Annotated in this window: 13 protein-coding genes and 1 riboswitch; of the genes, 6 read left to right on the top strand and 7 right to left on the bottom strand. The window is 61.4% G+C overall.

Annotated features, from left to right (window positions below; genetic code table 11):
* The first annotated feature begins 1 nt into the window (after position 1).
* Entirely contained in the window at positions 2-727 is a 726-nt protein-coding gene (locus tag HMPREF3175_RS07935; protein WP_070491697.1) for an ABC transporter ATP-binding protein, read from the top strand.
* 71 nt (positions 728-798) lie between these two features.
* On the opposite strand, the gene HMPREF3175_RS07930 is transcribed toward HMPREF3175_RS07935, so the two are convergent.
* The 6 genes from HMPREF3175_RS07930 to HMPREF3175_RS10015 form a co-directional block, all read right to left on the bottom strand.
* Entirely contained in the window at positions 799-2,205 is a 1,407-nt protein-coding gene (locus HMPREF3175_RS07930; RefSeq protein ID WP_035756277.1) for an L-serine ammonia-lyase, read from the bottom strand.
* Between the two features lie 129 nt (positions 2,206-2,334).
* On the bottom strand, positions 2,335-2,715 hold the full coding sequence (gcvH, locus tag HMPREF3175_RS07925) for a glycine cleavage system protein GcvH (RefSeq protein ID WP_035756276.1): 381 nt from the start codon (positions 2,713-2,715) through the stop codon (positions 2,335-2,337).
* Between the two features lie 91 nt (positions 2,716-2,806).
* Positions 2,807-3,934 carry a glycine cleavage system aminomethyltransferase GcvT gene (gene gcvT, locus HMPREF3175_RS07920; RefSeq protein ID WP_176745147.1) on the bottom strand — a complete coding sequence of 376 codons (1,128 nt, stop codon included), beginning with the start codon at positions 3,932-3,934 and terminating at the stop codon, positions 2,807-2,809.
* A 119-nt stretch (positions 3,935-4,053) separates the two neighbouring features.
* A complete protein-coding gene (gene gcvP / locus HMPREF3175_RS07915) occupies positions 4,054-6,954 on the bottom strand; it encodes an aminomethyl-transferring glycine dehydrogenase (protein ID WP_070491695.1) in 2,901 nt (966 codons plus the stop codon).
* Positions 6,955-7,155: 201 nt separating this feature from the next.
* Positions 7,156-7,246, bottom strand: a riboswitch (glycine riboswitch).
* A gap of 132 nt (positions 7,247-7,378) precedes the next feature.
* Complete coding sequence (locus HMPREF3175_RS07910) at positions 7,379-8,224, bottom strand: SGNH/GDSL hydrolase family protein (RefSeq protein ID WP_370991853.1); 846 nt, start codon at positions 8,222-8,224, stop codon at positions 7,379-7,381.
* A 59-nt stretch (positions 8,225-8,283) separates the two neighbouring features.
* A complete protein-coding gene (locus HMPREF3175_RS10015) occupies positions 8,284-9,327 on the bottom strand; it encodes a ribonuclease H family protein (RefSeq protein WP_256276336.1) in 1,044 nt (347 codons plus the stop codon).
* A 119-nt stretch (positions 9,328-9,446) separates the two neighbouring features.
* Here HMPREF3175_RS10015 and HMPREF3175_RS07900 point away from each other — a divergent pair, with 119 nt between their 5' ends.
* Together HMPREF3175_RS07900 and HMPREF3175_RS07895 are read left to right on the top strand one after the other, a co-directional pair.
* Positions 9,447-9,974: a MarR family winged helix-turn-helix transcriptional regulator gene (locus tag HMPREF3175_RS07900; RefSeq protein WP_052048471.1), complete on the top strand. Its 528-nt coding sequence runs from the start codon at positions 9,447-9,449 to the stop codon at positions 9,972-9,974.
* 307 nt (positions 9,975-10,281) lie between these two features.
* Entirely contained in the window at positions 10,282-11,511 is a 1,230-nt protein-coding gene (locus tag HMPREF3175_RS07895) for a hypothetical protein (RefSeq protein ID WP_141742504.1), read from the top strand.
* Between the two features lie 253 nt (positions 11,512-11,764).
* On the opposite strand, the gene HMPREF3175_RS07890 is transcribed toward HMPREF3175_RS07895, so the two are convergent.
* Positions 11,765-12,469, bottom strand: a complete 705-nt coding sequence (locus HMPREF3175_RS07890) for a copper resistance CopC family protein (protein WP_070491693.1) — start codon at positions 12,467-12,469, stop codon at positions 11,765-11,767.
* A 183-nt stretch (positions 12,470-12,652) separates the two neighbouring features.
* On the opposite strand from HMPREF3175_RS07890, the gene HMPREF3175_RS07885 reads away from it, so the two are divergent.
* The 3 genes from HMPREF3175_RS07885 to HMPREF3175_RS07875 all read left to right on the top strand — a co-directional run bounded on the left by HMPREF3175_RS07885 (position 12,653) and on the right by HMPREF3175_RS07875 (position 15,671).
* Positions 12,653-13,561, top strand: a complete 909-nt coding sequence (locus HMPREF3175_RS07885) for an MBL fold metallo-hydrolase (protein ID WP_256276335.1) — start codon at positions 12,653-12,655, stop codon at positions 13,559-13,561.
* A 46-nt stretch (positions 13,562-13,607) separates the two neighbouring features.
* Positions 13,608-14,411 (top strand): SDR family NAD(P)-dependent oxidoreductase, encoded by an 804-nt coding sequence (locus tag HMPREF3175_RS07880; protein ID WP_070491692.1) that lies wholly within the window; start codon positions 13,608-13,610, stop codon positions 14,409-14,411.
* 312 nt (positions 14,412-14,723) lie between these two features.
* A complete protein-coding gene (locus HMPREF3175_RS07875) occupies positions 14,724-15,671 on the top strand; it encodes a siderophore ABC transporter substrate-binding protein (protein WP_035756270.1) in 948 nt (315 codons plus the stop codon).
* The last annotated feature ends 70 nt before the right edge of the window (positions 15,672-15,741 follow it).

Genomic DNA, 15,741 nt, shown 5'->3' with positions numbered 1-15,741 from the left:
TATGTCTACTGCTTCATATGCTCTTGAGGTTCGGGACGTGGACGTCACCTATCCCGACGGCACCGTTGCTGTCCGCGGGGTCAGCGTGGGCGTGGAACCGGGCTCGGTTTTGAGCCTGTTGGGCGCTTCTGGCTCCGGTAAGTCCACGCTCTTGCGCGGAATCGCAGGCCTTGAAGACGTCACGGCTGGCCAGGTTCTGCTCGATGGCGTCGATGTTGCCGGCGTTCCGGTCCACCGGCGCGGCATCGGGATGGTGTTCCAGGACGGGCAACTGTTCCCGCACCGCACTGTGGGCCGCAACATCAGTTATGGCCTCGAGATGGCAGGGGTCGCGAAAGAGCAACGCAAGGCCAGGGTCGAGGCGATGCTTTCGCTCGTGGACTTGGACGGTTACGCCGAGCGCCCCATCCGCTCGCTTTCGGGAGGTCAGGCCCAGCGTGTCGCGCTCGCGCGCACGCTCGCACCGGAACCGAAGGTCGTTTTGCTTGACGAGCCGTTTTCGGCTCTGGACCGCGGCCTGCGCGCAACGCTCGCGCCGCACGTGCGGGAAATCCTCGCCCGCACCAACACGACCGCCGTGCACGTGACCCACGACCACACCGAAGCCCGTGCGCTCGCAACTCATGTGGCGATCCTCGATCACGGCAAGCTCATCGCCCACGGAACCTGGGAAGAGATCGACCAAGCGGCGGCAACAGACGCGCGCATCGAACGCCTGCTCGGCTAGCACGGGCCGGGCCGTTCCAGCTATACCCGTTCCCCGCTAACCAAAGCCCGGCCATGCCAGCGCGGTGGGCGTCAGCATTCGACGACGTTGACGGCGAGGCCGCCGCGGGCTGTCTCCTTGTATTTATCGAGCATGTCTTGGCCGGTGTCCCACATCGTCTTGATGACCTCATCGAGGCTGACTTTCTGTGTGCCGTCCCCCATCATCGCCATGCGGGCGGCGTTGACAGCCTTCGTTGCGGCGAGCGCGTTGCGTTCGATGCACGGGATTTGGACGAGGCCGCCGATGGGGTCGCATGTGAGGCCGAGGTTGTGTTCCATCGCGATCTCCGCGGCGACTTCTACTTGCCAGGGTTCGCCACCGAGGACTTCTGCGAGTCCCGCTGCGGCCATCGAGGAGGCGGATCCGACTTCGCCTTGACAGCCGACTTCGGCCCCTGAGATAGAGGCTTGTTTCTTATACAGGTTGCCGATCGCGGCCGCGGTGAGCAGATAGCGGCGCACTTGTTCCGCGATGACCTCGGGGGCTTGGCCGCGGCACGCGCGGGCGTAGTGGGTCACGTAGAAGCCGACCGCCGGAATGATGCCGGCCGCGCCGTTGGTTGGGGCGGTCACGATGCGCCCGCCGGAGGCGTTCTCTTCGTTCACGGCGAGCGCTGCGAGGTTGACCCACTCTTGCCAGTATTCGAAGGAGCGGTCTGTGTCGCGGGCGTAGAGTTCCTTGTGCCAGCGTGGTGCGCGGCGTGAAACGTTGAGCCCGCCGGGGAGGACGCCGGTGCGTTCGATCGCGGAGTTCTTGCAGTCCTCCATGACCTGCCATAGATGGTCGATGCCGTCCAGGACTTCTTGGCGGTCGCGGATCGCTTCCTCGTTAGCTAGCGCGACCTGCCATATGGCGAGGTCGTTGTCCTTGCACTGTTGCAGAAGCTCGGCACCCGTATCGAAGGGGTACGGGACGTCGATGTCCACGTGTGCCGCCGCGTCTTCATCGCCAGCTCGTTCGATGAATCCGCCGCCGATCGAGAAATAGGTCTCTTCGGCGATGACTCCCCCAGCGGATTCGAGGGCCGCGATCTTCAGTCCGTTCGTGTGCCGCGGCAGGATGGTGAGCGGGCGCTGCGTCATGTCCTCAACACCGAACGCGAGCTCAACGGTCTCCACGCCATCGAGCGCGGAGCCCACCGCGAGCTTCTCCCCGCGATCCCACGCGGCATAACGAGCCTCGGCCTGCTCGGGCAAAACCGTCTCCGGCGCATAGCCCTCAAGGCCCAACAAGAGTGCCGTGAACGTCCCATGCCCTTGCCCCGTGGCAGCCAGCGAGCCATACACATCAACACGTAAGCCAGCCAGCCGGCCATACGCTGACGGGTTAGCGGCAAGACGCTGCACGAAGTCCCGGCCGGCACGCAACGGGCCGACCGTGTGGGAGCTCGAAGGCCCCAAACCCACGGAGAAAAGATCAAAAATACTCAGGTACATTCGCACTCCTGAAAACTTTCGCCGGCACGCTCTCCCTCAAGGTGGGCGTGCCGGCGAAGGTCTATATGTCGCTGTGGCGAGGCGCCCTGCCTGGCCCCGCCACTACGGTGAAACGCGTCAAGCGACGCTCTAGACGAGGTTGCCGCCATTCGCGGAAGCGTAATCCTCAGCGGAGAGCAGCTCACCTTCCGAGCTCACCTCGACAGTGAAAAGCCAACCGGCACCGTATGGGTCCGAATTCAACAGTGCAGGATCATCGATCACGGCCTGGTTGATCTCAACGATCGTGCCGCTGACCGGCGCGTACAGGTCAGAAACCGACTTGGTGGACTCGACCTCGCCGCATGTCTCACCAGCGGTGACCTCGCTACCGGCCTCTGGCAGGTCTACGTAGACAACATCACCCAGTGCGTCAGCCGCAACCTGGGAGATGCCAACCTTCACCGGGTTGGAGTCATCCACCCACTCGTGTTCAGCGGAATAACGGAGGTTCTTCTTCACATCGGACATGGTCTCTCCTTGATGATCAGGCCAGGAATCCGGCCGTACATGTGAATCTAAAACTGTGAATCTAGATGCGTGAATCTAGTTGTGTGTGACTTTAGTTGGAACGACGATAGAACGGGAGAGGCACCACCGTAAACCCGAGCATCTTGCCCCGGATATCCACGGCCAACTCGGTGCCTTCCTCAGCGTGGGCCACATCGACCATCGCCAATGCGACCGGATAACCCAGCGTCGGGGACGGCTGGCCGCTGGTCACCTGCCCCACCTCAGCGCCATCGAGCATCACGGTGTATCCGCCGCGGGCGGCGCGACGCTCAAGGCCCTTCAAACCCACCAAGCGGCGGCCACTCGTGACACCCAGCCCGGATTCTTTGGCGGCCTCGAACGCGTCCCGGCCCACAAAACGCTCATTCTTCTTCAACGAAACCACCGGCCCCAAACCGGCCTCGAGCGGCGAGGTCTCAGCCGATAGTTCGTTGCCATACAGCGGCATGCCGGCCTCCAGACGCAGCGAATCGCGCGCAGCCAGGCCGCACGGAAGCAAACCTTCCGCAGCGCCAGCGTGAATCACCGCATCCCATACGGCCTTCGCATCGGCGTTAGCGATATAGATCTCGTAACCGTCCTCGCCCGTGTAACCGGTGCGAGCAACCAACGCATCCACACCAGCCACCGTGGCGGGCACCGCCGAATAAAAACGCAGATCAACCACGGCGTCGCGGTCAGCGCCCTCGGTCACGGCCGCGAGGACCTTCTCCGCATTCGGGCCCTGAACCGCGACCAGCGCGGTCTCATCAGACTCATCGGTAACCACAACATCGAAACCCAGAGCGCGTTCCCTGAGGGCCTCAAGCACCGCCGGGGTGTTGGAGGCGTTCGGGACCACCAGGAACTCGGTCTCATCTAAGCGGTAGACGATCAAGTCATCGATGATCCCGCCGTCGGCGTTCATAAGCAGCGAATACTTAGCCCGACCCACAGCGACCGCCGCGAGATTCCCCGCAAGAGCCGTGTTGAGGTAGCTCGCCGCATCAGGCCCGCTCACCCGAACCTCACCCATGTGGGAGAGGTCGAATACGCCCGCTGCCTCACGCACCGCCTTATGCTCGGCAAGCTCGGAACCGTAACGCAACGGCATATCCCAGCCGCCAAAATCGGTGAAGGATGCACCCAGCGCCTCATGAACCTCATGAAGCGGAGTGTGACGAGACGTTATATGCATGTTCGTTGGAACCCTTTCGTGCAGGGTCGGCGAAACGCCGGTGCTATCTGGATGGTGGGGTGAGTTATGAGCCACGGGCCAGTCCTCTTGATCGTGGAAGAAACTAGTCCTCTAAGAAACTAGTCCTCGAAAGCCGAAAGTGGCGGGCATTCGCACATCAGGTTGCGGTCGCCATAGGCCTGGTCGATGCGGCTGACCGGAGTGAAGTACTTGTCCGTGACCGAGGTCTGGCCCGGGAATACGCCCTGCTGGCGGGAGTAGGTGCGGTCCCAATCAGTGCGAGTCACGACTTCCGCGGTGTGCGGCGCGTTACGCAACGGCGAGCCTTCGAGGGAATGGATGCCGTCTGCGACCTCGTCGATCTCTTCGCGGATGGTCAGCATCGCGTCGATGAATCGGTCCAGTTCCGCAAGGTCTTCGGATTCGGTTGGCTCAACCATGAGGGTGCCTGCCACCGGGAACGCGAGCGTTGGCGCGTGGAACCCGAAGTCCATGAGCCGCTTGGTCACATCCTCCGCGGTGACACCCGTCTTGTTGGTGAGTTCCCGCAAATCGAGGATGCATTCGTGCGCAACCAGCCCGGCGTTACCCGTATAAAGGATCGGGAAAGCCTGCTTCAAGCGGGCCGCGATGTAGTTGGCGCCCAACAACGCATGCTTGGTCGCTTCCGTGAGGCCAGCCGGGCCCATCATCGCGATGTAGGCCCACGAGATCGGCAGCACACCGGCGGAACCGAAGCTCGCCGCGGTGATCGGCGCGCCATCGCGGCCGCCCAGGCCCTCATCGTCGCGGTCCTCAAGCGCCGGGCCTGGCAAGAACGGGCGAAGATGCTCAGCGACAGCAACCGGGCCCACGCCCGGGCCGCCACCGCCATGCGGGATGCAGAACGTCTTGTGCAGGTTCAAGTGCGAAACGTCGCCACCGAACTTGCCCGGCTGAGCCAGCCCGACCATCGCGTTCATGTTCGCGCCATCGATATAAACCTGGCCACCGGCATCGTGGACCGCTTTGCACACCTCAACCACCTGCGCGTCAAACACGCCGTGCGTGGACGGGTAGGTGATCATGATCGCGGCGACCTTACCTTGATTCGCTTCGATCTTCGCGGCAAGATCGCCTTCGTCGATCGAACCGTCATCAGCTGTCTTGACAACCACCACGCGCAGGCCCGCCAAGACAGCCGAGGCCGCATTCGTGCCGTGCGCGGAGGCCGGGATGAGGCACACATCGCGGTCAGCCTCGCCCCGGGACTGATGGTATTGGCGGATCGCGAGCAAGCCCGCGTATTCACCCTGGGAACCGGCGTTCGGCTGGATCGAAACCCCGGCGTAACCGGTGATCGCCTCTAGCCGCTGTTCAAGGTCAGCGATCAGCTCACGCCAACCGCGGGTCTGGGTTACCGGAGCGAACGGGTGGATGCCTGCGAATTCAGGCCACGTGATGGCCTCCATCTCCGCTGCCGAGTTCAGTTTCATAGTGCACGAACCCAGCGGGATCATCGTCCGATCAAGCGCAAGGTCACGATTCGCCAGCCGGGTTAGGTACCGCATCATCTGCGTTTCAGAGCGCACCGAGTTGAAGATCGGGTGCGTCATGAACTCAGATTCACGCACCAGGCCCGCGCTCTGCCCGTACACGCCGTCGCAGGACTCGCGGGCTTCGCGGGCCGCTGCGATCGCGTCATCAGCGTTGGCGATGAGCGCCTTGCATACCGCGGCGATCACGGTCTCGACGTGCTCATCGGTGGTGGTTTCGTCTGTGGAAACCGAAATCGTGTCCGCATCCACGCGGCGAACGTTGATGCCTGCGGAATCCGCGGCGTCCACGATCGAATCCGCCGCCCCGTCGGTTACGAAACGCACGGTGTCAAAGAACGATGCGGTGGCTAGCTTCGCACCGGCGGCTTCAACGCCTGCGGCGAGCGCGCACGCGTGGGCGTGGGTGCGGCGGGCGATGTTCTTGAGGCCTTCCGGGCCGTGATAAACCCCGTACATTGAGGCGACAACGGCGAGCAGAGCCTGGGCGGTACAGATGTTGGAGGTCGCCTTCTCGCGACGGATGTGCTGCTCGCGGGTCTGGAGCGAAAGCCGGTAGGCGGGGCGGCCATCGGTGTCATAGGAGACACCCACGAGGCGGCCTGGCAGGTTGCGTTCCAGGCCCTTGGTCACGGCCATGAAGGCGGCGTGCGGGCCGCCGAAGAACAGTGGGACACCGAAACGCTGGGAGCTACCGACCGCGATGTCAGCACCCTGTTCGCCCGGGGATCTCAGGTGGGTGAGCGCGAGCAGGTCGGTTGCGATCGTGACTTTCGCGCCGCGTTCCTTTGCTTCCGCGATGATCTCGGCGTGGTTGACGATCGCGCCCGAATCGCCTGGCTGTTGCAGCACGATGCCCGAAATCGGGCCCTCCGGAAGGCCTTCGGCGGCGAAGTCACGCACCTCAAGAGGGATCCCGAGCGCTTCAGCGCGGCCGCGAACCACGTTGAGGGTCTGCGGGAACATGTCCGCATCCACCACCGTGACCGCGTCGTCTTTCGCGCGGGTTGCGCGGCGCATCAAGAGGATCGCCTCTGCCACGGCCGAGGCCTCATCAAGTAGCGATGCGTTAGCGATCGCGAGCCCGGTGAGGTCAGCGACCATCGTCTGGAAGTTCAACAGCGCCTCGAGGCGGCCTTGGGAAATCTCTGGCTGATACGGGGTGTAGGCGGTGTACCAGCCCGGGTTCTCAACGATGTTGCGGCGGATCACCGCCGGGGTGTGGGTGTCATAGAAACCCTGGCCGATCATCTGAACACGCAGCGTGTTCTTCTGCGCCAACGCCCGCAACGCAGCAAGCGCTTCCTCTTCTGAGAGCCCCTCCGGGATATCTAGTGGCTCTTCCATGCGGATCGTGGACGGGACCGCGACATCAACAAGAGCGTCCAGGGACGCATAGCCAACGGTTTCCAGCATGTGTTCGGTCTCGGTACCGCGTGGACCGATGTGGCGGGAAACGAATGCGGACATATCGGAGCGTGTCATAACGTGATCGGCTCTTCTCGGCTCGGGATTCGACTCAGGGTTCGATTCAAAGAGTTCGGATCGGGGTCGGATCGGGATTCGATTGTCCTCCCCGCCCTGTCTTGGAACCTGAGAGCTTCCGCGCCGTTGACGGTTCGTCCTGCGCTTGCACCATCGGTGGGAACCAGCCTGTGGTGGCGAGGTTCCGCTTTCCAGGGTCGCCTGTACCTAGCGGTGCGGTTGCCTGAGAGTTTCCCGGGGAGGGTTTGCTCCTACGGCGCCTCGCTGGGGAGGTCTCTCCCGCTAAGCGTAGTCGGCGGTGCCATCAACCCGCGTCCCGCTGAGTGCAGGCGCGTGGTCCACAGCATGTGTCAGTCTACCGGGGCTTGCGTGATCCTGTGAAGAGGTGCCGCCGCATCGGCGGTGTCTCGGGGTCGACCCTGTTTCAGGCCTGATTTTCTGGTGCTTGGATGCGCACGTATTCGGGATACCGCGGGCTGAGGGTGTCACCGGAAGAGACGCGTTTGATGCGTCGGCGGACCCACGGGCCAGCGTGTTCGCGGACCCATTCGGCGTTGGTGCGGGCGCGTTGAAGTTTGGACAGTTCCGGTAGCTCGAGTGGTTCGACGTCGAATCCGCCGACGTCGTAGCCGAGTACACCCAGAGTTTTGCGGGCGGTGAATTCGTGGCCGCGGCTGTTCATGTGGAGGCGGTCCTCGGACCAGTAGCCGGGGTCTTGTAGCTCTCGCCAGCGCCAGTAATCGGCGATGATCGCGCCGGTGTCGTCTGCGATCTCGCGGAGGCGCTCGTTATAGAGTGCGGCGCGCCCGGCGAGCGCCCGGTAGAGCGGGCTCTTGGAAACATCGAGGCTTGTGAACAGCACAACCTTGGCCCCGACGCCGCGCAGCTCGGAGACCATGTGGTGCACTCCCCCTGCGATGTAGTCGATGTCTACACGTGGGCGCATGATGTCGTTGCCACCCATACACACGGTCGCGAGTGTCGGGTTGAGCTCTAGTGCTGGTTCGAGCTGTTCGGCCATGATCTGGGGTACTTTTTTGCCGCGGATCGCGAGGTTCGCATACCCGAAGTTCGGATGTTCACGGCACAGCCGTTCTGCTACACGGTCGGCCCAGCCGCGCACACCGTTGGGGCGGTTGAGCTCGACATCGCCCACGCCTTCCGTGAAGGAATCACCGATGGCCACGTAGCGCTGTTGATACGGCGGGTTGGTTTCGCTCATATTCGCTGACGATGTTGGCACGTTGTGTTCCTCGTTGCGTTGACTCACACATGCGATCCTACGAGGTTAGCCCGCAATCGCGAACCCCCGTGCCGCGTCGCGTCGCCTTACACGTTGATGTGCGCGGTTTCTTGCCGGAAGAAACACTGCCACCGTTGCGTGCCTGCTTGCCCTGCGTCCCCGGTGAGGCGCCACCATGACAGCACCACGGCATCGGCGGTTGAGGCCCGCTGCGCACGGTAGGCGACGTAGGCGATGTCCTGGCTGACGCGTTCGGTGGTGATGACCTCGAGGTTGGTGATCGGGTCTTGGCCGCGCAGGCCATCGATCCCGTGGAGGGCGCCGTGGGCGGAGACGCCGCGGAAGTCTTCGGTGAGCAGGTAGCGCAGGGTTGGTTCGTCGTCCTGGTCGATGCTGTCGAGCAGGTCCGCTTCAGCAGCGGCTAGGAGCTCGCGGATGTCAGTGCTCGCCTGCCCGGCGTCAACCGCAGCGGGCATCGCGCTGGGCTGGGTTACCGTGCTGGGCTGGGTTGCGGCGTTACCTTGCCCCGCATCGTTGTTCTGTCCATCGTTGCTTTGACTCGGGGTGCCGCTATAGCCAGGGCCTTCCTCGGGAGCCTCGCCGTCTTTATAGGCTTGCGCGCATGCGCGGGCGCGATCGTCGGCGGCTTCGTTGAGCTCGTGGCCTGTGTGGCCGCGCACCCACTCGAATTCGACCTTCCGGCCGGCCAGTGCGGCATCGAGCGCTTTCATGAGTTCGGCGTTTTGGACTGGTTTGCCGTCAGCTTTCTTCCAGCCGCGTTTCTTCCACCCAAAGCGCCATTTGGTGAGCGAGTTGATGACGTACTGGGAATCGCACAGAACCTTCAGCGGCGCGCCCGCGGCCTCGGTTGCTTGCAGCAGTTTGAGGACGGCCTGTAGTTCGCCCTGATTGTTGGTGCCTTTGGGCCAGCCGCCTGCGGCCCACTGGTTTTCGTCGATGTACCACGCCCACCCCGCGGGGCCGGGGTTGCCGAGGGCGGAACCGTCCGCTGCGGCAATGATCACCGGAGCGTCAGTGTTCTTGGGGGCGTCAGCGGTCTTCGGGGCGTCCGGATTCCCTGATGCGTGGGCTCCGGATGCCATCGCGGTGCGTTGTCGTGCAGAACTCATAGTCCTATCCCATCACGAACCTCTCCGATGCGGTGGTGACGGTGCATTATTTGATTCGGGGTTGGTTGGTTGCCGGGAACATGTGACGATTGATAGATCAAGTGCATGGAGTGTTTGAGATGAACCACCAACTGGACCCTGAAACGAACATTGAGCAGGGTGAGCCGCACAGTGACGTGCGGTGGCTGAACGCTGAGGAAGCTGATCTTTGGTACACGTTGCGTGAGTTCATTTGGGGTTTCCCATCCACGCTGGACCGTCAGTTGCTTCACGATTCCGCGCTGTCCTCGGGCGAGTATTCGGTGATGGCTACCATCTCAGATTCCCCGGAGCATCGGGTGCGCACCGGTGAGCTTGCCTCCGCACTTGGGTGGGAACGGTCGCGGCTCTCACACTTATTGCGGCGAATGGAGGATCGCGACCTTGTGGAACGTGCCCCTTCTGAGGGACGTGACCGCCGCGCCCAGGATGTGCTCCTGACCCCGCACGGGTGGGATGTCCTTCGTGCCGCGGCTCCGGACCATGTCACGTTTGTGCGCGAGACCGTGTTTGATCCTCTCACCGGCGAAGAGCAAGCACTTTTGGCGGACATACTGACCCGCATCAACAGGGCCTGTGATGAACAGAATGCGCGCCGCAAAAACTAGAGCTCTGTTCAAGGCAACTCTCAGGTAGTCACAACACCCCAGAAACAGCGATTTCTCAGGCATCGCATACCATCCCGAGGTTCTTTCGACAGCCGTTTCTTAGGCATTTCACACCTGTCCGGGGTCTCGGACGGAGGGTGCGTTGACGCTAGGACAACGTGGTGGTCTTCGCTATTGTCACTGTCGCTTCAGCATCCGTAGGCGGCAAGTTCACCTATAAAAGCTGTGAGCCTTCAATCTAAGACCAGGTGTAAACCGGGTGTTATTCGATGCGAGAAAACGTTGATTCCGAAGGGGTAAATCGCGCGTGTTCACCATAAAGAAGCCTGCTAAGTATGCAGTGGTCCCGTTGGCGCTGGGACTCGTTCTCCCAACTTCTGTTGCAGTAGGAGCCCATGCTGCTCCCGCCCCTACCGCAGTGGAGACGAAAGCCGGCCCTCCAGAGATCTCCCATGACAGCGGACGGTTTGAGACTGACTACAAGTTCGACACGATCGAATTCTCTGGTCAGGACTGGGCTATTCGCGGCAAGAACGATGTGATGGGTTGGGGCGGTCCTCAGGCTCCGCACCCGAGCGATGGCGAAGGTAAGTGGGTCAGCGGCGCTCACGTCAACGACAAAGGTGAGCTTGTTGTTGAGAACCAGGGCATCAACGGTGGCGTTGAGCTCATTGCTACCAAGTCCACCGGTTACGGCACGTACGAGTTCAGCTACACCGCTGACTTCGACAAGATGGACCCGAACAACGTTCTTGGCATCTTCACCTATGACACCGCCGAGGTCGCTATTGACGGCACCCCTGGCATGAAGAAGCACGTCAACATGAAGGGCCTCACGGAGATCGACTTCATCGAGGTTTCCCGCTGGGGTAGCCAGGATCTCCCTAAGACCTTCGGCATGGTCACTGTCTACCCGGATGACCTGAAGAACTTCCGCGACCGCGTATCCCACAAGCGCTTCGACATCCCTAAGGGTGTTCAGACCCTCAAGACTAAAGCGATCTGGGATAAGGATTACCTGCGTGTGATCACCTCGCTGGAAAACGGCAAGGTCCTCTCGGACGACACCCAGACCAAGCGCGTCCCTAAGGACAACGGAACCCAGCAGCTGCGCATCAACCTGTGGACCACCAAGGCCAACCGCGCTAACTTCGAGAACGCTCAGGGCGACACGATCGTCTTTGATGACGCGACCTTCACCCCTGCAGGCGAGAAACGTCCAGCCGAGGACAAGCCTAAGGATAAGAAGGACAAGAAGAAGGATTCCAAGAAGAAGAAGGATTCCAAGAAGTCCAAGGATAAGAAGGCTAAGGACAAGAAGAAGTCCAAGAAGTCTAAGGATTCGAAGAAGAAGGACTCTAAGAAGAAGAATTCGAAGAAGTCCAAGGACGCTAAGAAGAAAAAGAACTCGAAGAATACTCTGAGGACTCCGGACCACATCAGGAAAGCCATCCCGCGTGACTTCCACGGGGACCTCGACGAGTTCGAGAAGACCGTCAACGAGTTCGTGACCACGCTCGCTGGCAAGACCAAGTAAGCGAGCTAACCCTCGCGACACCGCGGTTGCCGCGTAAGAAGAGAAACACTCTGCGAAGAGAAAACCCTGAGATAGGGAAACGCTCTAGAAGCGGCACAACATGAGTAGCGGTTACACCCCATAGAGAAAGCCCTCGTCGCCAAGCGACGGGGGCTTTCTTGTGCACTGTCAGCGCTGAGGTCAGAGGCAGAGATCAGCAGCAGAGGTCAGCAGCAAAGGTCGCGGTGTTCGCGTTGAGTAGTGCCGCAAATAATTAGTGGCGGTGCCTTCCAGTCTTCTTGAGGGTCACCTGCAAGATGAGACCGATCACTACGAGCACTAGGAATGCGGCGCCCACAATCCACATGATGGTTGTGGTGTCAGCCGTGGATTCCGGCGTCACCGCCTTCGCCTGAGCAGACGCAGAGTCTTCCGTATTTGCTGCCGCGGCATCGGAGCCCTTGGAACCCTGCCCGTCCTCGCTACCCTTGCCGGAGCCTGCTTCGCCGTCATCGGAGTTGCCACCCTGGGACTTCTCCCACGCCTCGATGTCCTTCTTCGAGGCACCTTCGGTCACGGTGAAGGAATAGTTGCCGTCGCCCTGGATCCGGTGGCCGTCCGAGGAAAGCGCGGACCACTTGACGTCATACGTGCCTTCCGGAAGCGGCTGCATAGCCCGCGAAACCTTAGTCCCTTTAACTGTGACGTCGCCGTAAGTCAGCTCGTTGCCGTCGCGGTCTTGAACAATGATCTGGTTGGCTTCACCACCTGAAACCTGCCGGATCTCACCCGAGAACGTCAGCGTGATCTTCTCCGGCGCTTTCGCGATCGCGTTGCCCGAGGGCGGGTCGCCGGCAATGAGCTGATCATGCGCAAACGCCTTCTGGGCACCAAATCCCGCGAACAAACCAGCGAACAGCAGCATGGACGCCGCCAACACAGCGACCATGGGCTTCGACAAACGAGCACGTACCTGCACAGTTCAATCCTTACCGTTGATGATTCGCATTGAGGACACCGCTTGCAGATATTCGTTACGTCACGCTTCCAGCGGGTCACTGCGATAAGTTTAGGCGCTCACCTTCCCAACCGGGCGCCCAAACCCGGAAACTATCAGGCTCTGTCCAGAAACCGTCAGGGGGGTTCCTGCATACTGGGGTGCATGAACGCGAGCGAGAACAACCCTCACGCCCACGGCATGCACGATGCGGCTGCTGGCCCAGGCGGCGCTGTCCCGGTCTCTACAGGCGACGCCGCCCCGGACGCTGTAGACACGGCCCCGGCCGGCGCGGTTGCTACACCTGTCGAAGGCGTGTGGATGGTGCACCAGAACAATCCAGGCCCTATGACGTTGGATGGCACGCAAAGCTATTGGATCCCCAGCCAGCGCGGTGCGATCGTTGTGGACCCAGGTGAGGACGATGCGCAACACCAGGCCACGCTCGCCTCGCACAAAGTCGCGCTGATCCTGGTTACGCATCGGCACCCTGACCACGTCGGTGGATTAGAACGCCTACAGGACCTCACGGGCGCGCCGAGCCGAGCATTCAGCAGCGACTACTGCAGCGAAGGGCAAGAACCACTCTCGGACTCCGAAGTCATCGATGTGCCTGGCACCGGGCTTCAGTTGAGGGTCCTTGCCACGCCTGGCCACACATCGGACTCCATCAGCCTCGTCATCGAAACCTCACCCGGGGCCCACCCGCTCGGTGTTCTGACCGCGGACACGATCCTGGGGCGCGGCACCACCATCATCGACCACCCGGACGGCCGGCTCGCCGACTACCTGGACTCACTCGAGAAACTTGAAACGCTCGGTAACATCCCGGCACTTCCCGCACATGCAGGTTTCCTCCCCTCGGTTGCCGCAACCGCGCGGGAATACCTCGCCCACCGCCGCGAACGTCTCGAACAGGTCCGCGCCGCCGTACATACCCTGCAGGAACGCGGCGAAGAAGCCACCGTCAGCAACGTGACCGATATCGTCTATGCCGACGTCGATCCCGGGGTCAGGCCCGCCGCCGAACACACCGTGAGCGCCCAGCTAGCCGCACTCAAAGATGGCGCATGAACGCAACATCGAGACGCCAACCCCACCGAAGGACTAGTGTTTCAGTATGGACACCACCCCAGCCCCACTAAACGCACCTCACCGAACAGCGCTGATCACTGGGGCAACCGCAGGGATCGGCGAAGAATTCGCAGAACAACTCGCCGCGCAAGGCAGGCATCTCGTGCTGTGTGCCCGCGACGCCGAAGCGCTCGCGGAAGTAGCTCACCGGCTTGAGAGCCGTTACGCCGTCCACGTTGAAACCCTCATCGGCGATCTACTGACCGAAAAAGGGGCCGCGGCAGTCGAGAAACGCCTCGCCTCCGACATCGACCCCGTGGAGTTGTTAGTCAACAACGCTGGTTTCGGGCTCATCAAAGGGTTCACATCCAGCGAGTGGCAAGATGAACAGGACCACTGGCGCATCCACACAGAAATCCCGCTGCGATTCATGCACACCGCGATTCCTGCGATGATCAAACGCGGCGGCGGGCGCATCATCAACATCGCCTCTATCGCCGCGTTCACAGGTGTCAGCACCTACTCCGCCGCTAAGCACGCGATGGTTGAATTCTCCGAATACGCTTCCCGCAGGTATCAAGACCGCGGTGTGTCCGTGACCGCGGTATGCCCCGGCATGACCCGCACCTCATTCCATGAACGCATGAACATGAACGTGAGCCGTGTCCCCAAGGTCGCGTGGCTCAAACCCGAACAGGTAGTGCGGGAGTCCCTTCTGGCCTCCGCGACAGGCAAGCCCCTGTACATCCCGTCCCGCCGCTACCGCCTGCTGCGTTTCCTCCTGCGTTTCCTCCCTGCACGCACCGTGCAGAAAGCCACGACGAACGCGGCAAGCTCGACCAACGACTAGGCCGCGTACAGCCCAGCCGCACCCCAGTCATACCCCGGCCGCCGGCTGCCCTGGACCACACCTCACTTTGTAACCTGGCTCACAAGAAAGTAGCTGCTCAAGCGCCGTTCGGCGCGGAACCTCAACGTTCCGCACCGAACGGCGCTTTCATGTAAAGGAACACGTACTTGCATCTTGCGGATAGGATCGCCTAACCTCATAGGCAGATGATTACGAAACATAAATGTTTGCTAATCAATCGCCTTGTCAAATAGAGCGGTAGCTGGGGCATCCGAGCCACCCTCCACGGAACAGATAGAACGAGAGAAATCCATGAAGCGTACCCGTCTCGCAACCCGGCTCACCGCCGTCGTTGCCGCCGCAGCCCTCGCGCTGACCGGTTGCTCCGGCAACGGAGACAACAACAAGGGCTCGTCGGAGACCATCGAGATCAAACACGCGCAGGGCACCACCCAGGTCCCTAAGAAGCCGGAGAAGATTTTCAGCTACGACCTCGCCTCCACTGACACCCTCAAGGCGCTCGGCACCGACGTCGCAGGTGTTGCCGAATTCACCTACCCGGAGCAGATGAAGTACCTCGAGGACGACAAGTACACCAAGATCGGTGGGCCAAAAGAGCCAGACCTGGAGAAGGTTGCCGCTGAAAAGCCTGACCTCATCATCATCTCCGGCCGCACCGCAGACGCGTATAAGGACCTCAGCGATATCGCCCCGACCATCGATATGTCGGTTGACGCGACCAAGCCGCTGGAGTCCTTCGAGGAAAACACTCGTTCACTCGCCAAGATCGTCGATAACGAAAAAGAGGCTGACGAAAAGCTGGGCGAGCTCGAAAAGCGCATCGACGAGGTCAAGGCTCGCGCTGAAAAGTCCGACCTGACCACCATGACCCTCATGGTTTCTGGCGGCAAGCTCACCGCTTACGCTAAGGGCTCGCGATTCGGAATCATCAACGACATCCTTGGCTTCAAGCCAGCCGCTGACGTGAAGGCATCTGGCCCTCACGGCGAGTCGGTTTCCTTCGAATTCGTCAAGGACAAGAACCCTGGCGCAATCTTTGCTATCGACCGTGACCAGGCCATCGGCGAGTCCTCCGGCGAGTCCGCAAAGCAGGTTCTCGATAACAAGCTCGTCAACAAGACCGATGCAGCTAAGAACAACAAGATCATCTACCTCGATGCGGCTAACTGGTACCTGGTCGGCTACGGCCTGACCACGGTTCCGAAGATGATCGACGAAGTTGAAAAGGCACTCGACTAGCCTGTAAAGCTCGAAGGGTGGGGCGTCCCCGTGACGCCCCACCCTTACGCGCCTCACACATTGAGTTGCC

The organism is Arthrobacter sp. HMSC08H08, assembly GCF_001807575.1.
GTDB classification, from domain to species: Bacteria; Actinomycetota; Actinomycetes; order Actinomycetales; family Micrococcaceae; genus Pseudoglutamicibacter; species Pseudoglutamicibacter albus.
Note: the sequence above shows the minus strand (reverse complement) of the source record. Positions and strands in the feature narration are given on the sequence as shown.